The following is a 21,143-nucleotide window of genomic DNA, read 5'->3' on the forward strand; positions in this document are numbered from 1 at the left end:
GGGTCGCCTTTTCTTTGCTTACTTTCTTTTGGCGAAGCAAAAGAAAGTAAGTCCGCCGCCGGGCGGAACTCCCGGCCTCGGGAAGCAAAAGAACCCCCTAGCCCCACCGAGGCACAGCCTCATCCTTCAACTGCTGCCTAAGCACCCCATAGTCAGGCACAACACTTTCAACGGTTTCCCAAAACCGATGCGAGTGATCCATCACCCGCAGATGCGCCAACTCATGCGCAACAACGTAGTCGATCACCGGCAAGCGAAAGTGAATCAACCGCCAGTTCAGTCGAATCGACCCATCCGCACTCGCACTCCCCCACCGCGTAGCCGCATTGGAGAGCGACAGCTTCTGCCATGACACCCCCAGCAGCGGCGCAAAGTGATCCAGCCGTTCGATGAACAGCTTGCGAGCCTGCCGCATCAACCAGGCCTGCGCCGCATCCCGAATCTGCGAGGGCGCCGCGTTCTGCGCCACAGCCAACCGCAAAGTGCGTGGCCCACCGCCTTCCACAGCAGGATCGAGCGTCCCGCCCACACTGGCAAACCCGTGCTTCGGATCCAGTCGAATCACCACAGGCTCCCCCAGAAAAGGAAACTCCGCCCCGTCCTCCCAGGCAATCCGCGTCGCCTCGACCCGCGCATTGCGCTGCTGCGTCTCCGCCAGCTTGCGCAGAATCCAGTCGGCCTTCTCACGCACCGCCGCATCGACATCGCGCAACGTGACCCACCGCGGCGCCCGCACCGACAGTCCTTCGGCACCAACCAGAAAACCGATCGTCTTGCGCTGCCCCCGCTTGAACTCGTAGGCCACCCGCGCCGCCCCCAACACCACTTCACGCGTCGCTTGCGGATGCGTGAAGTTCGCCAGCGTCAGCGTGTCAGCCAACGGCACCGCAGGACGCGGATCAACAGGTCCGACAGGTGAAGGCGTGACAGCCACCACCGGCACAGGAGCAGCAGGTGGCACAGGCGCAGGCGCCTTCTTCCGCGGCCGCCGCGGCGGCGCAGCAGCAGGCGCCGGCGTGCTCCCCAGCCCCTCGAAGAGGTCCATCGTGAACTGCAACATTCCCCGCATGTCGGGCCCGGGTCTGAGGGTGGCGCGTCAGCCCGCTTCGCGCGGCAACGTCTGCTGCGGCTGCGCCGGGGTGTCGCTGTAAGCCTCGGGGTCGAGGCGGCGCATCTCGGCCTCGATCCAGGCTTCGACTTCGCGCATCAGCTCGTCGGGCTTGCGGCCCACGCTCGAGATCGCCGGGCCGATCGACACGTCGACCACGCCGGGGCGCTTGATGAAGGCCTTGCGCGGCCAGACCTTGGCCGAGGTGACGGCGATCGGGATCACGGGCACGCCGGTCTCGCAGGCCAGGCGCGTGCCGCCGCTCTTGTAGGTGCCCTTCTGGCCACGCGGAATGCGCGTGCCTTCGGGGAACATGATGATCCAGATGCCCTGCGCGAGCAGCTTGCGGCCCTGGTTCACCACCTTGTTGAACGCCTGCGCGCGCTGGCTCCGGTCGATGTGGATCATGTCCAGCCGCGCCATCGCCCAGCCGAAGAACGGCACGTAGATCAGTTCCTTCTTGAAAACGAAGGCCAGCGGATGCGGCATCAGCGTGGGCATGAGGAAAGTCTCGAGCGTGGACTGGTGCTTCACCAGCAGCACCGCGCCGGCGAGTTGGTCGGTCGGCAGGTTTTCCATGCCGGTCACGCGGGTCTTGATGCCCAGCAGCACGCGCGCGCCACCGATGGCCCAGCTGAGCCATTGCTCGGCCATCCAGTACAGCGGAATGCCGCGCTTCCAGAGCGAGCTGACGCACATGATGATGCCCCAGGGCACCACGGTGACAAGCATCCACAGGGCGTGGAGAACGGAACGAAGAAACGCCATCAGACAGCCACCTGCAGTGCAGCCCGCGCTTCGCGCGCGAGCAAAAAGTCGACAAAGGCGGCGAGGTCTTCATGCACCCTCGTGTCCGCCGGATATTCGGGAGGCAGCGGGTGAACCCCGCGGCACGCCGCGCCCATGCCCGTGAGCAGCAAGTGCGGTTCGCAGCCGGCCGCAGCGCCGGCCTGCAGGTCACGCAGGCTATCGCCCGCGGTGGGCACGCCCTTCAGGTCGATGCCGAAGCGGTCGCCGATCTGAAGGAACAGCCCTTCCTTGGGCTTGCGGCAGTCGCAGCCTTCGTCGGGGCTGTGCGGGCAATAGAACACCGCATCCACCTTGCCGCCCACGGCCGCGAGCATCTTGTGCATCTTGGCGTGCATGGCGTTGAGCGAGGCCATGTCGAACAGCCCGCGGCCCAGGCCCGACTGGTTCGACGCCACCACCACGTGCCAGCCCGCATGGTTCAGGCGCGCCACGGCCTCGAGCGCACCGGGCAGCGGCGTCCACTCGATGTCGCTCTTGACGAAATCTTCGCGGTGCACGTTGATCGTGCCGTTGCGGTCGAGGATGACGAGCTTCATGGCGGAACCGCTCCTGGTGGAGGGATGGGGCACGGGGTCAGACAGCCAGCCGCTCGAGCTGCGCCACGCGGTTCATCGCGCTGTGCAGCGACATCAGCAGGCCCAGGCGGTTCAGCCGCAGGTCGGCCTGCTCGGCATTGACCATCACGTCGGTGAAGAACGCATCGACCGGTTCGCGCAGCGCGGCCAGCGTCTGCAGCGAGCCGGTGTAGTCGCCCGCGTCGAACTGGGCGTTGGCGGCGGGCACGACCTGCGCCATGGCGGCGTGCAGCGCCTTCTCGGCGGGCTCCTGCAGCAGCAGTTCGCTGACATGCGCGTCGGCCTCGGGTGCCTTCTTCAGGATGTTGCCGATGCGCTTGTTGGCGGCGGCCAGCGCGGCGGCGGCGGGCAGTGCGGCGAAGGCGCGCACGGCCGCCAGCAGCTTGGGCACTTCGCCCAGGCGCTGCGGCAGCGGGGCCAGCACGGCGTCGACTTCCTGGGCGCTGGCGCCCTGCTCGCGCAGGCTGCCGGCGAGGCGGTCGAGGATGAAGTCGCGCAGCTCGACGGTGGCCTTGCTGCTGTCGAAGCCGTCGATGGCGCTGAACTGCGCGGCGGCGTCCTGCAGCAGGGCGTCGAGCCCCAGCGCGAGGTCTTTCTCGATCAGCATGCGGATCACGCCCAGCGCGTGGCGGCGCAGCGCGAACGGGTCGCGGTCGCCGGTGGGCAGGTTGCCGATGCCGAACATGCCGACCAGCGTCTCAAGCTTGTCGGCCAGCGCGACCACGAGGCCCACGCTGTTGCGCGGCAGCTCGTCGCCGGCGAAGCGTGGCTTGTAGTGGTCTTCGATGGCGTCGGCCACGGCGGCGTCGAGGCCGTCGTGCAGCGCGTAGTAGCGGCCCATCGTGCCCTGCAGCTCGGGGAACTCGCCGACCATGTCGGTCACGAGGTCGGCCTTGGCCAATTGGGCGGCCTGGGTCGCCTGCGCAGCCAGCGTGGCGTCGCCGAGTTTTTCGGCAATGCCGCGCGCGATGTGCATCACGCGCTGCACGCGTTCGCCCTGCGTGCCGAGCTTGTTGTGATAGACCACCTTGCCCAGCGACTCGACGCGCGAGGCCAGCGATTTCTTGCGGTCCTGGTCGAAGAAGAACTTGGCGTCGGCCAGGCGCGGGCGCACCACGCGCTCGTTGCCGCCGGTCACGGCGCTCGCGTCGTCGGGGCTGATATTGCTCACGACGAGGAACTTGTTGGTGAGCTTGGCTTGCGCGTCGAGCAGCGGGAAGTACTTCTGGTTGGCCTTCATCGTGAGGATGAGGCACTCCTGCGGCACTTCGAGGAACTCGCGCTCGAAGCTGCAGACCAGCACGTTGGGGCGTTCGACCAGCGCCGTGACTTCGTCGAGCAGCGCGTCGTCGTGGATCGGCACCGAGCCGCCACCCACCGTCACGGCGGCGGCCGCGAGCTGGCGTGCGATTTCGGCGCGGCGCGCTTCAAAGCTCGCGATGACGGCGCCGTCGTCCTGCAGCTGCAGGGCGTAGCTGTTGGCATCGCGCAGCACCACGGGGTCGACCGCCGCTTCGAAGCGGTGGCCGTGCGTCTCGCGGCCGGCCTTCAGGCCCAGCGCCTCGATGGGCACCACGGTGTCGGCATGCAGCGCCACCAGGCCGTGCGCGGGGCGCACGAAGCTCACGCTGCTCCAGCCGGGCAGCTCGCAGCCGCTTTCGAGCTGGTAGCTCATGACCTTGGGGATCGGCAGCTTGGCGATGGCTTCGGCCAGGGCCTTCTGCAGGCCTTCGGCCAGCGTGGCGCCCTTGGCGGTGCTTTCGTAGAACAGGGCTTCGGCCTTGCCGTCCATGGCGCGCTTGAGGCCCGGCACAGCCGAGGCATCGGCGCCGAGGGCGGCCAGGCGCTTGAGCAGCGCGGGCGTGGGCTGGCCCGAAGCGTCGAGCCCCACGGCCACGGGCATGAGCTTTTGCGACACGGCCTTGTCGGCGGCGCGCTCGGCCACGTGCGTGAGGTGGGCGGCCAGGCGGCGCGGCGAAGCGTAGGGCGTGAGCACCGAGCCGGCTTCGGCCAGGCCTTGGGCCACGAGCTGGTCGCGCAGCACGCCCGCGAAAGCCTCGCCGAGCTTCTTCAGCGCCTTGGGCGGCAGCTCTTCGACAAACAGTTCAACCAGCAGGGAGTTCTTGTTGTTCATGGGGGTCGTCATCGCTCAGGCGGCTTTCTTCGGGGGCATCTGCGCGACCCATTCGCGCGGGGCCATCGGGAAGCCCAGGCGCTCGCGGCTGTCGTAGTAGCTCTGCGCCACGCTGCGCGCGAGGTTGCGGATGCGGCCGATGTAGGCCGCGCGCTCGGTCACGCTGATCGCGCCGCGCGCGTCCAGCAGGTTGAAGCTGTGCGCAGCCTTCAGCACCTGCTCGTAGGCCGGCAGCGCGAGCTGCTCGGTCATGAGGTGCTTGGCCTGCTTCTCGTGCGCGGCAAAGGCGGTGAAGAGGAACTCGGCGTCGCTGTGCTCGAAGTTGTAGGTCGACTGCTCGACCTCGTTCTGCTTGTAGACGTCGCCGTAGCTCAGGCCGTCGGTCCAGGTCAGGTTGTAGACGTTGTCCACGCCCTGCAGGTACATGGCCAGGCGTTCCAGACCGTAGGTGATCTCGCCGGTGATGGGCTTGCAGTCGATGCCGCCGACCTGCTGGAAGTAGGTGAACTGCGTCACTTCCATGCCGTTGAGCCAGACCTCCCAGCCCAGGCCCCAGGCGCCGAGCGTGGGGTTCTCCCAGTCGTCTTCGACGAAGCGGATGTCGTTCTTCTTCAGGTCGAAGCCCAGGGCCTCGAGGCTGCCGAGGTAGAGCTCGAGGATGTTGCTGGGCGCGGGCTTGAGCACGACCTGGTACTGGTAGTAGTGCTGCAGGCGGTTGGGGTTCTCGCCGTAGCGGCCGTCCTTGGGGCGGCGGCTGGGCTGCACGTAGGCGGCCTTCCAGGGCTCGGGGCCGAGCGCGCGCAGGAAGGTGGCGGTGTGCGAGGTGCCCGCGCCCACTTCCATGTCGTACGGTTGCAGCAGCGCACAGCCCTTGTCGGCCCAGTACGACTGCAGTTTGAGAATGATTTGCTGGAAGGTCAACATGAAGCTGGCCGGCGTCGGGGGCCGGACATTGGACGGGACGGTGGCGCGGCACACGCCGCGAAAGGCGACGATTTTACGTTCGCGGGAGGGCATCTCTCCCACAGCCGCTCGGGATGCCGGCTGCCGCGACAGCCCGTGCGGCTGTGGGACAAAGCCCGGCCCCGCACGCTTTTTTGCGTTTCCCGCCGCTTTCGGCACTTTCCTGCGCTTTCCCCCTCTCTCACTGCATGGCATCGCCCCACATCGGCCCCGACACCCCGTTTTTCATCGTGCTCAACGCCGGCTCCGGCAGCGAAGACGCCGCGCAGGCCCGGCAGGTCATCGACGACGCCTTTGCCGCGGACGGCCGCCGGCACCGCGTGTTCCTCGTGGACGGCCCCGGCCGCGTGCAGGCGCTGGCGCGCGAAGCGGTCGAACGGGCCCGGGCCGTGGGCGGCGTGGTGGTGGCCGCGGGCGGCGACGGCACCATCAACGCCGTGGCCCAGGCCACGCTGGGCAGCGGCTGCCCCTTCGGCGTGCTGCCGCAGGGCACCTTCAACTATTTCAGCCGCACCCACGGCATTCCGCGCGACACGGCGCAGGCGCTGCAGGTGCTGCTGGCGCAGCAGCCCCGGGCGGTGCAGGTGGGGCTGGTGAACGACCGCGTGTTCCTGGTGAATGCCAGCATGGGCCTGTATGCCGACCTGCTGGAAGAGCGCGAGAGCCACAAGGCACGCTTCGGCCGCCACCGGTGGATCGCCTTCTACTCGGGCCTGCTGACGGTGCTGCGCGGGCGCCATCGCCACTGGCAACTGCGCATCGCCTCGCACGGCCACGAGCGCGACATCCGCACGCCTACGCTGTTCGTGGGCAACAACCCGTTGCAGCTGATGCAGGCGGGCGTCGACCACGCCGAGGCGCCCGAGCAGGGCCGGCTGACTGCGGTGGCGCTCAAGCCGGTCGGCCTGCTGGCGATGCCGGGGCTGCTGGTGCGCGGTGCGCTCGGGCGGCTGGGCGACGCCGACGAGGTGCTGAGCTTTCCCTTCGAGTCGATGACGGTGAAGGCCGGCCGGCTGCGCACGCCGCGCCGCGTGAAGATCGCCACCGACGGCGAGATCGACTGGGTCGACATGCCCCTGCTGTTCCGCGTGGCGCCCGACCCGCTGTGGCTGGTGCGGCCCGACAGCGCGCCCGAGCTGGAGGCGGCACGGCCATGAGCTGCCTGCTGCAAGTGTCCGACCCGCACTTCGGCACCGAGCAGCCCGAGGTGCTGCAGGCGCTCGAACGCCTGGCGCACGCGCTGGCGCCGCAGGCGGTGCTGCTGTCGGGCGACATCACGCAGCGCGCCACGCGCCGCCAGTTCGCAGCGGCGCGCGCCTTTGCCGAGCGGCTGGCGGCGCCGGTGGTGGCGATTCCGGGCAACCACGACATCCCGCTGTTCCAGCTGGCGGCGCGCGTCTTCTCGCCCTATGGCCGCTACACAGAGGCCTTCGGCACTGACCTGGAGCCGGTGTTCGCCTGCGACGACTGGCTGGTGGTCACGGTCAACACGACGCGCTGGTACCGGCACGAGGACGGCGAGGTGTCGCCCGCGCAGGTCGAGCGCGTCGCGGCGCGGCTGGCGCAGGCTTCGCCCCGGCAGGTGCGCGTAGTCGTGACGCACCAGCCGGTGCTGGTGACGCGGCCCGAAGACCGGCAGAACCGACTGCACGGGCGCGAGGCGGCGGTGGCGCGCTGGACGGCGGCGGGCGCCGACCTGATCGTCGGCGGCCACATCCACCTGCCTTTCGTGCGCCCGCTGGACGAGCGTTTTCCGGGCTGCCCGCCCACGGCCTGGGCGGTGCAGGCCGGCACCGCCGTGTCGATGCGCGTGCGCTGGGACGCGCCGAATTCGGTGAACGTGCTGCGCGCGGAAGCGTCCGGCGACGGCGCGCAGCGCGTGTGCGTGGTCGAGCGCTGGGACCATTCGGCGGCAGACAAAGCCTTCACGCGCGTCGACCTATTGCGGCTTCCGCTTGCCAGCCGCGCGACGGCCCCTTAGGGTTGCGCCGCATGCCTCCTGCGGACACCCTTCTTCTTTCTTCTTCAGCCCCCTTGGTTCTTCTCGCACAACAGCTGGGCGAACACGCCCTGGCCTGGTTCGCGCTCGCGCTGACCGTCTCGGTGCTCGGCGCCGGCCTCGCCTGCCGGATGCTGCAACGGCGCCATCCGCTGCCCGACACCGGCGAGCCTGACGAATCGCGCCTGGCGCTCGGCCTGGGGCTGGGTTTCGTGCTGATCCTTGCGGCGGCGGTGCTGGTCGCGTGGATCGCCTCGCACCTGGGCGACGGCCGCACCATGGGCCGCGCCGACCAGGCGCTGGCCGACGCCATCGCCGCCCACGTGCCGTGGGGCGCGCTGGTGAGCTTCAGCTGGCTCACGCACCTGGGCGACGCGCAACTGCTCGCGCCCGTGTGCGGACTGGTCGCGCTGCTGCTGTGGCGCAACGCGCACCGCGGGCTGGCGCTCGGCTGGGTGACCGCGCTCGGCGGCATCGTGGTGCTGAACCCTGCGCTCAAGCACATCTTTGCGCGGGCCCGACCGGTGCATGACCACGGGCTGGCGCTGGAGACGAGCTTCAGCTTTCCCAGCGGCCACAGCGCGGGCGCGATCGTGAGCTACGGGATGCTGCTGTACCTGGCGCTGCGGCTGCTGCCGGCGCGCTGGCATGTGCCGGCCGCCATGGCCGCGGCGGCAGCCATCGTCACCATCGCCTGCAGCCGGATCTTCCTTCAGGTGCACTTCGCGAGCGATGTCGCGGCCGGCCTGCTGACCGGCCTGGGCTGGCTGCTGGTGTGCGTGAGCAGCCTGGAATACGCAAGACATCGCCGCCAACGCGCGCAGCGTTAAGAACGAAAAAACCCGCCGGGCGCAGCCTCGGCGGGTCTTCCAGAAACACCACGGATCCGGCTGTGCCGGTCCGTCGGTGTTGCCCCCGGAAGGGGGTGGGCGGCTACGCGAAGCGAGCAAGCCTGGGGGAGATCAATACTCCCAGAAGATGCGCTGAAGCTCTTTGGTGTTGTTGGTCTTCGTGAGAGCCACCATCGCCAGGATGCGCGCCTTCTGCGGGCGCAGGTCGTGCGCCACCACCCAGTCGTACTTGTCGTCGGGCTGCTCGGCATTGCGGATCACGAAGCCGTCGGGCACGCGCGAGCTGCGGATGACGATCACGCCGTCGGTGCGTGCCTTCTGCAGGTTCGGCACGATCCGGTCGGCCACCGAGCCATTGCCCGTGCCGCCGTGGATCAGCGCCTTGGCGCCGCTCTTGGCGATCGCGTCGATGGCCACCGAGGACACGCCTTCGTAGCCCATCGCGATCTCGACCGGCGGCAGCGCGGTGATGGTGTCGATGTTGAACTCCGAGTTCGTGGTGTGGCGCTTGACCGGCGCGCGGAACCAGTAGTTCTTGCCCTCGACGATCATGCCCAGCGGACCCCACTGGCTGGAGAACGCGCTGGTCTTGATGTTGACGTTCTTGCTCACGTCGCGGCCGGTGTCGATGTTGTCGCCCATCGTCACCAGCACGCCCTTGCCCATCGCGTCCTTGCTGCCCGCCACGTTCACGGCGTCGTACAGGTTGAGCGCGCCGTCGGCCGACAGGGCCGTGCCCGGGCGCATCGAACCGACCACCACGATCGGCTTGTTGGTGTGCACGGTCAGCGTCAGGAAGTAGGCGGTTTCTTCCAGCGTGTCGGTGCCGTGGGTGATGACGATGCCGTCCACGTCCGACTGCTTGGACAGCGCCGAAACGCGCTTGGCCAGCGTCATCAGGTTGTCGTTGGTGAGGCTTTCCGATGCGACCTGGAACACCTGCTCGCCGCGCACATTGGCGACCTTGGAAAGCTCGGGCAGGCCGGCGATCAGCTTCTCGACGCCGACCTTGGCGGCCGCGTAGGTGGCGCTGTTGACGGCCGACGCGCCGGCACCGGCGATGGTGCCGCCGGTCGCCAGGATCACCACGTTGGGCAGCGCCTGCTGGGCCTGCGCGAGCGCGCTGGCCGCGAGCAGTGCGGCACCGGCCGCAAAGGCACGGAAATGGGTAGAAAAGTACATACGGGCTCCTTGGTTTGAGGATGATTTCTCGAGGCGGCGAGGAAGATACATGAACCATGCCCGCATGCCATGCCGCTGCATGCCGGCATGGCATGCGGTCATGCGCCGGCCTTAGAGGGCCAGCAGCCAGCCCGCCACCGCCGCCAGCCCGACGACCCACACCGGCGACAGGCGCGCGTAGACCAGCAGCCCGAACGCCGCCAGCGCCAGCCCGAAATCGGCCTTCGAGTGGATGGCGCTCGTCCACACCGGGTCGTAGAGCGCGGCGAGCAGCACGCCGACGACCGCCGCGTTGACGCCCGCCATCGCGCGCTGGACACCGTCGCGCTGGCGCAGCGTCTCCCAGAACGGCAGCGCACCCACCACCAGCAGGAAGGCCGGCAGGAAGATGGCCAGCAGCAGCGCCAAGCCACCCACCCATCCGCCGAACGGCCCCGGCATCGCGGCGCCGAGGAAGGCCGCGAAGGTGAACAGGGGCCCCGGCACGGCCTGGGCTGCGCCGTAGCCGGCCAGGAACACGTCGTTCGAAACGAGGCCCGGGGGCACCACACTAGCCTGCAGCAGGGGCAGCACGACGTGCCCGCCACCGAACACCAGCGCGCCCGATTGATAGAAGGAAGCGATGACGGACAGCGGCTGCCACTGTGTCGCCGCAGCCAGCATCGGCAGTGCGACGAGCAGGACGGCGAACAGGCCCAGCAGCGCGGCGCCCGTCGCCTTGCTCACGCCGTGGTCGCGGTGCTGCGCGGCGGGAAGGTGGCCGGGCGGCAGCGCCCAGCGGCCGACGACGGCCCCGGCGACGATGGCGGCGATCTGCCCCATGGCCGAAGGCACCGCGAGCACCAGCAGCGCCGCAACGATGGCCACGCCGGCACGCAACCGGTCGGGGCACAGCGACTTCGCCATGCCCCACACCGCCTGCGCCACGACGGCCACCGCGACGACCTTCAGCCCGTGCACCGCGCCCGATTGGGCCAGACCCGCCCAGTGCGTGACGCCGGCTGCAAAGAGGATGAGCGCCACGGCGGACGGCAGCGTGAACCCGAGCCACGCCGCCAGCGCCCCGCCCCACCCCGCGCGGCCGAGCCCCAGCGCGATACCGACCTGGCTGCTCGCGGGTCCGGGCAGGAACTGGCACAGCGCCACGAGGTCGGAATAGCGCTTGTCGTCGAGCCACTTGCGGCGCTCCACAAACTCCGTGCGGAAGTAGCCCAGGTGCGCCACCGGACCGCCGAAAGAGGTCAGGCCGAGCTTCAGGAAAGCGAGAAAGACTTCGAGCACCGAGCCCCTGACAGGCGAGGCGCCCGTGCCGTCAGCGGCCGGTGGTGGGGCGGCATGTTTGGAGTGGTGGTGGTGCTTCATGGGCGATGACGTCGAATGCGCATCCGCCGGTGCGCCTCAGCATTGGGTGCGTCCGGGCCGGAAGAAGACCGCGGCCAGCGCAACGATCGCCAGCGCCGCGATCCACAGCGGCCACAGACCGAAGGGCGCGACCCAGCGCGCGAAAGGCGTGAGCCCGCGCCGGCCCTCGACCGGCGCTTCGAGCACGCCGCGCGTGAGACGCGGCAGCTGGTGCGTGACGCGGCCCGCGGCGTCGATCACCACGGTGGCGCCGGTGTTGGTGGACCGCACCATCGGCCGCGCGAACTCGAGCGCACGCATGCGCGAGATGGCCAGGTGCTGGTCGATGGCGACCGAGTCGCCGAACCAGGCGATGTTGCTGACGTTGAGCAGGACGGTCGGTGCCGTGGCCTCGTCGCGGAAGTTCGCGCCGATCTCGTCGCCGAACAAATCTTCGTAGCAGATGTTGGGCGCGATGCGCTGGCCCTGCCAGACGAAGGGCGCCTGCGCGAGGCCGCCGCGCTCGAAGTCGCCCAGCGGGATGCTCATCATGCGGATGAACCAGCGAAAGCCCGGCGGAATGAATTCGCCGAAGGGCACGAGGTGGTGCTTGCTGTAGGCGTAGGGCTGCGCCGCGCCGCCGGGCATGAAGCCGAGCACGGCGTTGCGGTAGGTGCCCGGCCCGTCGCCGAGCGGCAGGCCGACGATGGCGGCCTGCTGCGAGCCCGGCTGGCCGTAGCGTTCCTGGATGCTGTCGAGGTAGCCGGCGGGCAGCTGGCGCGGCAGCAACGGCAGCGCCGTTTCGGGCGTGACCACGAGCTGGGCCTTGGCGTCGCGCAGCTGTTCGGCGTACCAGCGCAAGGCGGTTTCGATGCCGCCGCCCGGAATGAATTTCTCGTCCTGCGGAATGTTGCCCTGCAGCAGCGCGACCTGCAGCGTGCCGGCAGTGCCCTGCGCGCCGCGCGCATCGGCAGGCAGCGGCGAGACAAGGTTCGGCAGCACGAAGACCACGGCGAGCAGCACCCCGGCCAGCGCCGTCGGCGCCACGCCGCGCAGCGACAGGCGCCGCGCGACCAGCGCCACGGCCAATGCCGCCGCAGCGCCGATGCCGTACACGCCGCCCCACGGCGCCAGCGCGGCCAACGGGCCGTCGACATGGGCATAGCCGCCCGCGCCCCAGGGAAAGCCGGTGAACCAGCTGCCGCGCACGAGCTCGGCCAGCGTCCACAGCGCCGCGAACACGAAGGCACCGGCGACGCGCCCCGTCGGCCCGCGCACCACGAACCAGGCGCAGGCCACGGCGTAGTAGAGCCCGAGCGCCGCAGCCAGCGCGAGCACGGCGATCACCGCCAGCGGCGCCGGCAGCCCGCCGTAGGTGTGCATCGAGATGAAGAGCCACCAGAAGCTGCCGGTGAGCCAGGCGGTCGCGAACACCCAGCCGTGCAGGCCGGCGCGGCGCCAGCCCGCGCCTTGGGCGCGCAGGCCGTCGAGCAGCCAGACCAGCCCGGCCAGCGACAGCAACTGCAGCCACCACAGCGGACGGCCGTCGCCCGGCCAGGCGATGGACAGGGCCTGCGCCACGCCCGCCAGGCCGAAGCCGAGCAGGCGCAGCAGCCCGGAGGCGGCAGAAGAAGGGGGAGAGGTGGGCGAGACGCGGGCCGGGGCCGCTGCTGCGGGCGCCGGCATCAGTCGGCCGCGTCGCCGCCGCGCGCCGGCGACACCCGGAACCAGCGCACCGCGCCGCCCTTGGTGTGCAGCACGACGAAGTCGAAGCCGCCGATGGCGTGGTGCTCGCCGCGCTTGGGCACGTGGCCCATCTCGTGCGCGATGAGTCCGCCGATGGTGTCGAAGTCTTCGCTCAGCTGTTCTTCGTTGAAGACGATGCCGAAGGCCTCGGCCACGCGCTCGATGGGCGTGTCGCCCGAGACGCGGTAGGTGTGGTCGGCCAGGCCGAAGATGTCGCCCTCGTCTTCGGCGATGTCGAACTCGTCTTCGATCTCGCCGACGATCTGCTCGAGCACGTCCTCGATGGTGATGAGGCCGGCCACGCGGCCGAACTCGTCGATGACGATGGCCAGGTGGTTGCGGTTGCCGCGGAACTCGCGCAGCAGGTCGTTCAGGCCCTTGCTCTCGGGCACGAAGGTGGCCGGGCGCAGCAAGGCGCGGATGTTCAGGCCCGGCGCGCGCTGCAGCTTGAGCAGGTCTTTCGCGAGCAGGATGCCGATGATGTTTTCTTTTTCGCCCTCGTAGACCGGAAAGCGCGAGTGCGCGGTCTGGATCACGGCGTGCAGCAGCGCGTCGAAGGGCGCGTCGATGTTCACGAGGTCCATGCGCGGCGCCGCGACCATCACGTCACCGGCCGTCATGTCGGCCATGCGCAGCACGCCTTCGAGCATCACGCGCGATTCGGCGCCGATCACCTCGTTGTCCTCGGCATCGGCGAGGGTTTCGATCAGCTCGTCGCGCGAATCGGGGCCGGGGTGGATGAATTCGGCGAGCTTCTGGAGAAAGCCACGCTTGTCTTCCCGTTCAACGGGAGCGCGTTCAGGGTGAGGGTCGGCCACTGCGGGAGGGCGGAGTTGAAGAGAGACAAGGATAACGGATTGCGCATGACAGGCTCTACCGTCCGGCCGGCATAGGCCGGCCCTGCCCGCTCAGGGGGCCGATTTGCTTCTTGCGTCGCGCATGCCGCTGCGCACTTCCTGCAGGCTCGCCAGGAAGGCCCAGAACTGCTTGGCGCGGCTCTTGAGCGCGAAATCGACGGCGGCGTAGTGCTCCAGCGCGATCTCGCTCATGCGGCTGTCGAAGGTGGCGGTGGGCAGCTGCAGGTGGGCTTCCGACTCGGAGCCGCTGCGCACCACGGTGGCACCGGCGTTGCGGGCGATCTTGAGCATGGCGGCGTTTTCGCTCAGCGCATGGATGAAGAGCATGCCCACGCCTTCGTTGCGCGCGGCGACCACGGCGCGCTCGAACAGGCGCGCGCCATAGCCGCGGCCGCGGGCGTGCGACGACACGGACACGCCGAATTCAGCGCAGTCGCTGTGCTGGTCGCCGGGTGCGTAGGCCACATGCGCCATCGCGATCAGGTCGAGGCGGCGGTTGTAGATGCCGAACAGTTCGTCACGGTCGAAGTCCAGGCCTTCGACATAACGCAGGACCTGCTCGTCGGCCGCGGCATAGCCGAAGCGCAGGTAGCGGTCGTGCGGCGTCAGGTCCAGCAGGTGGCGCGCGATGCGTTCGCGTTCGCGCGGGCCGATCGAGCGGATCGGCACCATGACGGGTGGGGGCGCGCTGACGGCGCGCGGTTGCGCCTCAACCATCGGCGCCTTCAGGAAAGAGCCGAGGCCGAGAGACGCTTTGAGGAGGGTCTTGGCGGTAAGCATGGCTCCAATGTAAGGGTTTTCCCTTAATCACCAAGCCTGCAAGGACACTTTCTGGACGCATTCGTGACTCGATACCAGAGTCCGTGGTGTTTACGCAACCAATTTGTGGTTAAACGGGCACAGATGTTGTGGCTTTGACACGATCGAGCACGAAGCTGGTCTTGCAGTCTTCGACGCTGGGGTGCTTCAGCAGGGTGTCCATGATGAAGCGGCTGTAGTGCGCCATGTCGGCCACCACCACGCGCAGCAGGTAGTCCATGTCGCCGGTGAGGGCCGCGCACTCGACCACCTCGGGCCAGGTCTGCACGCTGGCGCGGAACAGGTCCATGGGGTTGCGCTTGTGGGTTTCGGTGTGCTTTTCGAGCCGCACGTTCAGGTAGGCCGTGAGGCCCAGGCCGACCGCCTCGGGCTGGACCAGCGCCACGTAGCGGTCGATGACCTTGTGCTCTTCGAGCCGCTTGACCCGCCGCAGCACGGCGCTGGGCGACAGGCTGACCTGCTCCGCGATCTGGTCGTAGGTGGCGCGGCCGTCTGCTTGCAGCATGCGCAAAATGAGCCGATCTATCTTGTCGAGTGCTTCCATTTCTTCATTTTTGCAGTTTTACTGCGTCATGGCCACCCAGGGCGCCCAGAAACGCAGAAAACCTGAATGCCTTCCGCCCTACAGTGCAGCACGGCCCGGATCCGGGCTTTTGTTTTCCTTTCTGCACAACTTCCCCACTTTCCGGAGACAGCACCCATGAGCCACGCCGACGCCCCCGCCTTCACGCCCTGGGAGAACCCGATGGGCACCGACGGCTTCGAATTCATCGAGTACGCGGCCCCCGATCCGGTCGCGATGGGCAAGGTGTTCGAGCGCATGGGCTTCGTGGCCATCGCCAAGCACCGCCACAAGAACGTGCTGCTGTACCGCCAGGGCACGATCAACTTCATCCTGAACGCCGAGCCCGATTCGTTCGCGCAGCGTTTCGCGCGCGAGCACGGCCCGAGCGTGTGCGCCATCGCCTTCCGCGTGCAGGACGCCAAGCAGGCCTACGAGCGCGCCACCGCGCTGGGCGCCTGGGGCTTCGCCGACAAGGCCGGCCCGGGCGAGCTGAACATCCCCGCCATCAAGGGCATCGGCGACAGCCTGATCTACCTGGTGGACCGCTGGCCGGGCAAGAACGGCGCGCAGCCGGGCGACATCGGCAACATCGGCTTCTACGACGTGGACTTCGAGGCGCTGCCGGGCGTGTCGTCGCAGGACGCGCTGGCGCGCAAGGGCAACGGCCTGACCTACATCGACCACCTGACGCACAACGTGTACCGCGGCCGCATGGACGTGTGGGCCAATTTCTACGAGAAGCTCTTCAACTTCCGCGAAGTGAAGTACTTCGACATCGAAGGCCAGGTGACGGGCGTGAAGAGCAAGGCCATGACCAGCCCCTGCGGCAAGATCCGCATCCCGATCAACGAAGAGGGCAAGGAACAGGCCGGCCAGATCCAGGAGTACCTGGACATGTACAAGGGCGAGGGCATCCAGCACATCGCCATGGGCTCGGACGACCTGTACGAGAGCGTCGACGCGCTGCGCGCCAACGGCGTGACGCTGCTGGACACCATCGACACGTACTACGAGCTGATCGACAAGCGCATTCCCGGCCACGGCGAAAGCGTGGCCGAGCTGAAGAGCCGCAAGATCCTGATCGACGGCAAGAAGGACGCGCTGCTGCTGCAGATCTTCAGCGAGAACCAGCTGGGCCCGATCTTCTTCGAGTTCATCCAGCGCAAGGGCGACGACGGCTTCGGCAACGGCAACTTCAAGGCGCTGTTCGAGAGCATCGAGCTCGACCAGATGCGCCGTGGCGTGCTGAGCGCCGCAAAATAAGGCGCTTCACCACTGCCCTGGAGCCCGGCATGCGCCACGCGTCTTCTTCGACTGTCGTCACTTCCTTCGTCGCGGCAGTTGCCGCTGCTGTCGTGCTCTCGGGCTGCGCCTCGGCGCCGACCGCGGCCGGCGCGGGCGCCTCGCACCTGGACACGGTGCAGAAGGCGGCGGTGCTGCGCATCTGCACGCCGGGCGACTACCGGCCCTTCAGCTTCCAGAAGGCCGACGCCTCGTTCGAAGGCATCGACGTCGACCTGATGACCGGCTTCAGCGCCAGCCTCGGCGCCAAGCCCGAATGGGTCAAGACGACGTGGGCCAACCTGCTGCCCGACCTGGCCGCGGGCAAATGCGACATCGCCGTGGGCGGCGTGTCGGTGACCACCGACCGCCAGAAGCGCGCCTTCTTCAGCGCGCCGTACATGGTCAACGGCAAGACGCCCATCGCGCGCTGCGCCGACGTGGCCAAGTACCAGAGCGTGGCGGCCATCGACCAGCCGTCGACCCGCGTGATCTTCAACCCGGGCGGCAGCAACGAACGCTTCGCCCGCACCAACTTCAAGCAGGCCAAGCTCACGCTGCATGGCGAGAACGTCACGATCTTCGACGAGATCCTGGCCAACCGCGCCGATGTGTTCGTCACCGAATCGGCCGAGGCCATCACGCAGCAGAAGCTCAAGCCCGGGCTGTGCGCGGTGAACCCCGACAAGCCGCTGCAGTACGGCGAGATGGCCTGGATGCTGCCGCGCGACGACGTGGCTTTCAAATCGTATGTCGACCAATGGCTGCACCTGCAGCAAGCCGGCGGCGACTTCCAGCGCGTGATGGACCGCTGGCTCAAATAACCCGAGAAACCGAACGCCCCATGGATTCCCCTGCCGCCGTTGTCACTCCCGCCGTCTATGGCGCATCTGATCGCCCGCCGCGTGGCGACTACTCGCGCGGCGGTTCGGTGCAAGCCGACTACACCTGCCCGCAGGACTGGGCCAGCTACACGGCGGCCGACCACGACACCTACAAGCGGCTGTACGAACGCCAGGCCGCGCAGCTGACGGGCCTGGCCTGCGATGCCTTCATCAAGGCGCTGCCTCTGCTCGGCGTGAAGGACCGCATCCCGCGCTTCGAGGAACTCAACGAGCGCCTGCACCGCGCCACCGGCTGGGAGATCGTCGCGGTGCCGGGGCTGATTCCCGAGTTGCCTTTCTTCACGCTGCTGGCGAACCGCAAGTTCCCGGTGACCGACTGGATCCGCAAGCCCGAAGAGTTCGACTACATCGTCGAGCCCGACGTGTTCCACGACCTGTTCGGCCACGTGCCGATGCTGTTCGACCCGACCTTCGCCGACTACGTGCAGCGCTACGGCCAGGGCGGCATCAAGGCGCACGAGTTGGGCGCCGGCGAGAAGCTGGCGCGGCTGTATTGGTACACGGTCGAGTTCGGCCTGATCCGCCAGCCCGAGGGCCTGCGCGCCTACGGCGCCGGCATCCTGAGCTCAGTCGGCGAACTGCAGCACGCGGTGCGCAGCCCCGAGCCGCACCGCCTGCCGCTCGACCTGCTGCGCACCATGCGCACGCAATACAAGATCGACACCTACCAGGCCAACTACTTCGTGATCGAGAACTTCGCACAGCTCTTTGATCTCACGGCACCCGACTTCACGCCGCTGTACCGCGCGCTCGAGGTGCAGCCCGACATTCCGGCCGGCGTGCTGCTGCCGGGCGAATCCGGCAACGCCTGATCGGCATCTGTGTGACTCCCGCGCGCACGGCGGCTATCGCCTGCGCGACACCGGGTATGCGCCCCTAGGACAAGCCCGCTGGCGGGTGGGAGGCATTGGCTCCCACAATCCGCGCCAAAGGAGCTTGCATGCAGACATCCGCGCGACAGAACTACCCGGCCGGCGTGCCGCACGAGATTCATCCGGAGCAGTACCGCTCCCTGCCTCACATGTTCGACGAGGCCTTCGGCCGCTACAAGGACCGTCCGTTCTCGGTCTGCATGGAGCGCTGGATGTCGTACGGCGAGCTCGACACGCTCTCGAAGGCGATGGGCGCCTGGCTGCAATCGCAGGGCCTCGCGCCCGGTGCGCGGGTGGCGATCATGCTGCCCAACGTGCCGCAGTTCGCGGTCACGATGTGCGCCGTGCTGCGCGCGGGCTACACCTGCGTCAACGTCAATCCGCTGTACACGGCGCGCGAGCTGGAGCACCAGCTCAAGGACTCCGGCGCCACCGCCATCGTCATCCTCGAGAACTTTGCCGCCACGCTCGAACAGGTGATCGAGCGCACGCCCGTCAAGCACGTGGTGATGACCGCGATGGGCGACCTGCTCGGCGGGCTGTACGGCACGTGGATCACAGTCGCCGTGCGCCACCTGGCCAAGATGGTGCCGCCCTACAAGCTGCCGCTGAGCGACGGCCGCACGGTCACGCCGCTCAAACAGGCGCTTGCCGAAGGCCGCGGGCGCACGCTCGGGCCCGACCAGAGCACGCTCGATTCGATCGCCTTCCTGCAGTACACAGGCGGCACCACCGGCCTGTCGAAGGGTGCGGTGCTGACCCACCGCAACATCGTGGCCGCCACGCTGCAGGCCGAGGCCTGGTTCACGCCCGCGCTGGCGCGGGCCGGCGACCTGGCGAAGGTCAACAGCATCGCCGCGCTGCCGCTATATCACATCTTCGCGCTGACCCTGTGCCTGCTGGTGATCCGCCAGGGCTCGCACATGACGCTGATTCCGAACCCGCGCGACTTCAACAAGTTCGTCGCGGTGCTGAAGAAGCGGCCCTTCCACATGCTGCCGGCGGTGAACACCTTGTTCAACGCGCTGCTGATGCACCCGGAATTCAAGACGGTCGACTTCTCGACGCTGTTCGTGTCGCAGGCCGGCGGCATGGCCGCCTCCGAAGGCACGGCGCGCAAGTGGTTCGAAGCTACCGGCTGCCCGATGATCGAAGGCTGGGGCATGAGCGAGACCTGCGCGATCGGCACCAACAACCCGGTGTCGAACACGAAGTTCACGGGCACCATCGGCCTGCCGTTGCCGAGCATTGAGATCGCGATCAAGGACGATGAAGGCCAATCGCTGCCAATCGGCCAGGCAGGTGAGCTGTGCATCAAGGGCCCGAACGTGATGACCGGCTACTACAACCAGCCCGCCGAAACGGCGGCGGCCTTCACGGCCGACGGCTTCATGCGCACCGGCGACATCGCGGTGATGCAGGAAGACGGCTACAGCCGGATCGTCGACCGCAAGAAGGACATGATCCTCGTGAGCGGTTTCAACGTGTTCCCCAACGAGCTGGAGAACGTGATCTCGCTGTGCCCTGGCGTCGTCGAATGCGCGGCCGTGGGCGTGCCGGACGAGAAGCAGGGCGAAGCCATCAAGGTCTTCGTGGTCCGCAAGGACCCGACGCTGACGGAAGACGCCGTGCTCCAGTACTGCAACGGACAGCTCACCGGCTACAAGCGGCCGAAGCACATCGAGTTCCGCGAGTCGCTGCCCAAGACCAACGTGGGGAAGATCCTGCGGCGCGAGCTGCGCACCAGCGCCAGTGCCTGAGCGCGTGGGGCACCAAGGGGAAGCCAGCGCCGGGCTGCCGGCGAATGTCGTCGTGTTCGAGCGGGGCTGGCTGTCTTCGAACAACATCCTCTTCGTCGGAGCCGAGGAAACGGCGCTGGTCGACACCGGCTATGCCACGCATGCCGATCAGACGCTGGCGCTGGTCGAGTCGGTATTGGGCGAACGTCCGCTTGATCGGGTGCTGAACACGCATCTACACAGCGACCACTGCGGGGGGAACGCGGCGTTGCAGCAGCGCTACCCGTCGTTGCGGACGGACATTCCGCCTGGAGAGGCGGCGCTGGTCGAGCGATGGGATGCACAGGGCCTGAGTTTTCTTGCGACGGGGCAGAGTTGCCCGCGTTTTGGCTTCACCGGGTTGCTCGAGCCAGGTACTGAATGCCCGCTGGGAGGCAACACGTGGCAAGTGCATGGGGCTCCAGGTCACGATCCGCACTCTGCGATCTTGTTCGACCCGGTGTCGCGGACCCTGATTTCAGCGGATGCGCTTTGGGAGAACGGGTTTGGCATCGCATTTCCGGAGCTGATGGGCGAGCCCTCGTTCGGTGACATTGCGGCAACACTCGATTTAATCGAGAAGTTGTCGCCTCGGCAGGTGATCCCGGGGCATGGAGGAGTCTTTGGCGATGTCGACCGAGCTTTGCAGACGGCGCGCAAGCGTTTAGCTGGCTTGCAGCGAGACCCTGTGAAGCACGCGCGTCACGCGATGAAGGTGCTGATGAAGTTCAAGCTTCTGGAGCTGCATGCGGTGCCGTACGCTGAGTGGGACGCGTGGCTTTCTGGAACGCCCTATTTCGAGCTGATCCGAGCTCGATTTTTTGCCGATGAGACGCTGGAAGCTCTGACGGGAGAGCTGCTTGCAGAGCTGATTGCAGTTGGCGCGGCGCAATCCGATGCATCAGGGGTCCGTAATAGCTGATTGGTGCTTGTTTGCTCCAATAAAAAAGCGCCCTCTCTTTCGAGTTGGCGCTTTTTATCCATTTGATCTTTGCTTCGCGCAAAGCAAAAAACCCCAGTCATTGCTGACTGGGGTTTTCTGGGCTGTAAGAGCCTGACGATGACCTACTTTCACACGGGAACCCGCACTATCATCGGCGCTGAGTCGTTTCACTGTCCTGTTCGGGATGGGAAGGAGTGGTACCAACTCGCTATGGTCATCAGGCATAAAGGGTTGTCCGATTGATCACACGATCAATCAAACGAATTCATAGAGTTTGGAATCAGCTTTTGGCGAATTATTTTGAATGCGTCAACTTGGCATAACACCTTGATCAGATTGATCAAAGTTATAGGGTCAAGCCGCACGAGCAATTAGTATCAGTTAGCTTAACGCATTACTGCGCTTCCACACCTG

Annotated in this window: 19 protein-coding genes and 1 rRNA gene; 8 read left to right on the forward strand and 12 right to left on the reverse strand. The window is 67.6% G+C overall.

Annotated features, from left to right (window positions below; translation table 11 throughout):
• Window positions 1-97 precede the first annotated feature (97 nt).
• The 5 genes from AC07XP_RS30195 to glyQ are packed head-to-tail and all read right to left on the reverse strand — an operon-like array spanning window position 98 to window position 5,551.
• Window positions 98-1,045 carry a M48 family metallopeptidase gene (locus AC07XP_RS30195; RefSeq protein WP_495266742.1) on the reverse strand — a complete coding sequence of 316 codons (948 nt, stop codon included), beginning with the start codon at window positions 1,043-1,045 and terminating at the stop codon, window positions 98-100.
• Between the two features lie 51 nt (window positions 1,046-1,096).
• Complete coding sequence (locus AC07XP_RS30200; RefSeq protein ID WP_095947897.1) at window positions 1,097-1,876, reverse strand: lysophospholipid acyltransferase family protein; 780 nt, start codon at window positions 1,874-1,876, stop codon at window positions 1,097-1,099.
• The gene (gene gmhB / locus AC07XP_RS30205; protein ID WP_070062939.1) at window positions 1,876-2,454 is read right to left on the reverse strand and encodes a D-glycero-beta-D-manno-heptose 1,7-bisphosphate 7-phosphatase; all 579 of its coding nucleotides are present in this window, start codon (window positions 2,452-2,454) and stop codon (window positions 1,876-1,878) included. The genes AC07XP_RS30200 and gmhB overlap by 1 nt, the downstream gene beginning before the upstream one ends.
• A gap of 37 nt (window positions 2,455-2,491) precedes the next feature.
• Complete coding sequence (gene glyS, locus AC07XP_RS30210; RefSeq protein WP_095947895.1) at window positions 2,492-4,627, reverse strand: glycine--tRNA ligase subunit beta; 2,136 nt, start codon at window positions 4,625-4,627, stop codon at window positions 2,492-2,494.
• A gap of 15 nt (window positions 4,628-4,642) precedes the next feature.
• The gene (gene glyQ, locus AC07XP_RS30215) at window positions 4,643-5,551 is read right to left on the reverse strand and encodes a glycine--tRNA ligase subunit alpha (protein ID WP_062481784.1); all 909 of its coding nucleotides are present in this window, start codon (window positions 5,549-5,551) and stop codon (window positions 4,643-4,645) included.
• A gap of 227 nt (window positions 5,552-5,778) precedes the next feature.
• Between glyQ and AC07XP_RS30220 the strand changes: the two genes are divergently transcribed.
• From AC07XP_RS30220 to AC07XP_RS30230, 3 genes are read left to right on the forward strand one after another with little or no spacing between them, the layout of a single operon-like run.
• Entirely contained in the window at window positions 5,779-6,747 is a 969-nt protein-coding gene (locus AC07XP_RS30220) for a diacylglycerol/lipid kinase family protein (protein ID WP_495263195.1), read from the forward strand.
• A complete protein-coding gene (locus AC07XP_RS30225) occupies window positions 6,744-7,571 on the forward strand; it encodes a metallophosphoesterase family protein (RefSeq protein WP_495266743.1) in 828 nt (275 codons plus the stop codon). The genes AC07XP_RS30220 and AC07XP_RS30225 overlap by 4 nt, the downstream gene beginning before the upstream one ends.
• 53 nt (window positions 7,572-7,624) lie before the next feature.
• Entirely contained in the window at window positions 7,625-8,419 is a 795-nt protein-coding gene (locus AC07XP_RS30230) for a phosphatase PAP2 family protein (protein WP_495266744.1), read from the forward strand.
• Between the two features lie 132 nt (window positions 8,420-8,551).
• On the opposite strand, the gene AC07XP_RS30235 is transcribed toward AC07XP_RS30230, so the two are convergent.
• From AC07XP_RS30235 to AC07XP_RS30260, 6 genes are all read right to left on the reverse strand, one after another.
• Window positions 8,552-9,622, reverse strand: coding sequence for an asparaginase (locus AC07XP_RS30235; protein WP_492687423.1), 1,071 nt, complete (start codon window positions 9,620-9,622; stop codon window positions 8,552-8,554).
• A gap of 111 nt (window positions 9,623-9,733) precedes the next feature.
• Window positions 9,734-10,984, reverse strand: a complete 1,251-nt coding sequence (gene chrA / locus AC07XP_RS30240) for a chromate efflux transporter (protein ID WP_495266745.1) — start codon at window positions 10,982-10,984, stop codon at window positions 9,734-9,736.
• A gap of 36 nt (window positions 10,985-11,020) precedes the next feature.
• Window positions 11,021-12,649, reverse strand: a complete 1,629-nt coding sequence (gene lnt, locus AC07XP_RS30245; RefSeq protein WP_495266746.1) for an apolipoprotein N-acyltransferase — start codon at window positions 12,647-12,649, stop codon at window positions 11,021-11,023.
• Window positions 12,649-13,527, reverse strand: a complete 879-nt coding sequence (locus tag AC07XP_RS30250) for a CorC family transporter (RefSeq protein WP_062482253.1) — start codon at window positions 13,525-13,527, stop codon at window positions 12,649-12,651. Before AC07XP_RS30250 ends, lnt begins: the two co-directional genes overlap by 1 nt.
• Before the next feature lie 90 nt (window positions 13,528-13,617).
• Entirely contained in the window at window positions 13,618-14,346 is a 729-nt protein-coding gene (locus tag AC07XP_RS30255; protein ID WP_062482250.1) for a GNAT family N-acetyltransferase, read from the reverse strand.
• A gap of 109 nt (window positions 14,347-14,455) precedes the next feature.
• Window positions 14,456-14,929, reverse strand: a complete 474-nt coding sequence (locus tag AC07XP_RS30260) for an Lrp/AsnC family transcriptional regulator (protein WP_062482247.1) — start codon at window positions 14,927-14,929, stop codon at window positions 14,456-14,458.
• Window positions 14,930-15,085: 156 nt separating this feature from the next.
• Between AC07XP_RS30260 and hppD the strand changes: the two genes are divergently transcribed.
• From hppD to AC07XP_RS30285, 5 genes are all read left to right on the forward strand, one after another.
• A complete protein-coding gene (hppD, locus tag AC07XP_RS30265; RefSeq protein WP_095947890.1) occupies window positions 15,086-16,213 on the forward strand; it encodes a 4-hydroxyphenylpyruvate dioxygenase in 1,128 nt (375 codons plus the stop codon).
• 29 nt (window positions 16,214-16,242) lie between these two features.
• Window positions 16,243-17,055, forward strand: a complete 813-nt coding sequence (locus AC07XP_RS30270) for a transporter substrate-binding domain-containing protein (RefSeq protein ID WP_495266747.1) — start codon at window positions 16,243-16,245, stop codon at window positions 17,053-17,055.
• A gap of 20 nt (window positions 17,056-17,075) precedes the next feature.
• Complete coding sequence (phhA, locus tag AC07XP_RS30275) at window positions 17,076-17,948, forward strand: phenylalanine 4-monooxygenase (RefSeq protein WP_139701333.1); 873 nt, start codon at window positions 17,076-17,078, stop codon at window positions 17,946-17,948.
• A 128-nt stretch (window positions 17,949-18,076) separates the two neighbouring features.
• Window positions 18,077-19,768, forward strand: coding sequence for an AMP-binding protein (locus tag AC07XP_RS30280; protein ID WP_495266748.1), 1,692 nt, complete (start codon window positions 18,077-18,079; stop codon window positions 19,766-19,768).
• On the forward strand, window positions 19,761-20,708 hold the full coding sequence (locus tag AC07XP_RS30285; RefSeq protein ID WP_495266749.1) for an MBL fold metallo-hydrolase: 948 nt from the start codon (window positions 19,761-19,763) through the stop codon (window positions 20,706-20,708). The genes AC07XP_RS30280 and AC07XP_RS30285 overlap by 8 nt, the downstream gene beginning before the upstream one ends.
• Window positions 20,709-20,838: 130 nt before the next feature.
• On the opposite strand, the gene rrf is transcribed toward AC07XP_RS30285, so the two are convergent.
• Window positions 20,839-20,951 (reverse strand): 5S ribosomal RNA (rrf, locus tag AC07XP_RS30290).
• Window positions 20,952-21,143 lie beyond the last annotated feature (192 nt).

This window comes from Variovorax sp. GW531-E2 (genome assembly GCF_059423125.1).

Bases quoted from the DNA above. Each gene is read 5' to 3' on its own strand.
- AC07XP_RS30195 (WP_495266742.1), bottom strand. From the start codon at position 1,045: ATGGACCTCTTCGAGGGGCTGGGGAGCACGCCGGCGCCTGCTGCTGCG.
- AC07XP_RS30200 (WP_095947897.1), bottom strand. From the start codon at position 1,876: ATGGCGTTTCTTCGTTCCGTTCTCCACGCCCTGTGGATGCTTGTCACC.
- gmhB (WP_070062939.1), bottom strand. From the start codon at position 2,454: ATGAAGCTCGTCATCCTCGACCGCAACGGCACGATCAACGTGCACCGC.
- glyS (WP_095947895.1), bottom strand. From the start codon at position 4,627: ATGAACAACAAGAACTCCCTGCTGGTTGAACTGTTTGTCGAAGAGCTG.
- glyQ (WP_062481784.1), bottom strand. From the start codon at position 5,551: ATGTTGACCTTCCAGCAAATCATTCTCAAACTGCAGTCGTACTGGGCC.
- AC07XP_RS30220 (WP_495263195.1), top strand. From the start codon at position 5,779: ATGGCATCGCCCCACATCGGCCCCGACACCCCGTTTTTCATCGTGCTC.
- AC07XP_RS30225 (WP_495266743.1), top strand. From the start codon at position 6,744: ATGAGCTGCCTGCTGCAAGTGTCCGACCCGCACTTCGGCACCGAGCAG.
- AC07XP_RS30235 (WP_492687423.1), bottom strand. From the start codon at position 9,622: ATGTACTTTTCTACCCATTTCCGTGCCTTTGCGGCCGGTGCCGCACTG.
- chrA (WP_495266745.1), bottom strand. From the start codon at position 10,984: ATGAAGCACCACCACCACTCCAAACATGCCGCCCCACCACCGGCCGCT.
- lnt (WP_495266746.1), bottom strand. From the start codon at position 12,649: ATGCCGGCGCCCGCAGCAGCGGCCCCGGCCCGCGTCTCGCCCACCTCT.
- AC07XP_RS30255 (WP_062482250.1), bottom strand. From the start codon at position 14,346: ATGCTTACCGCCAAGACCCTCCTCAAAGCGTCTCTCGGCCTCGGCTCT.
- AC07XP_RS30260 (WP_062482247.1), bottom strand. From the start codon at position 14,929: ATGGAAGCACTCGACAAGATAGATCGGCTCATTTTGCGCATGCTGCAA.
- hppD (WP_095947890.1), top strand. From the start codon at position 15,086: ATGAGCCACGCCGACGCCCCCGCCTTCACGCCCTGGGAGAACCCGATG.
- AC07XP_RS30270 (WP_495266747.1), top strand. From the start codon at position 16,243: ATGCGCCACGCGTCTTCTTCGACTGTCGTCACTTCCTTCGTCGCGGCA.
- phhA (WP_139701333.1), top strand. From the start codon at position 17,076: ATGGATTCCCCTGCCGCCGTTGTCACTCCCGCCGTCTATGGCGCATCT.
- AC07XP_RS30280 (WP_495266748.1), top strand. From the start codon at position 18,077: ATGCAGACATCCGCGCGACAGAACTACCCGGCCGGCGTGCCGCACGAG.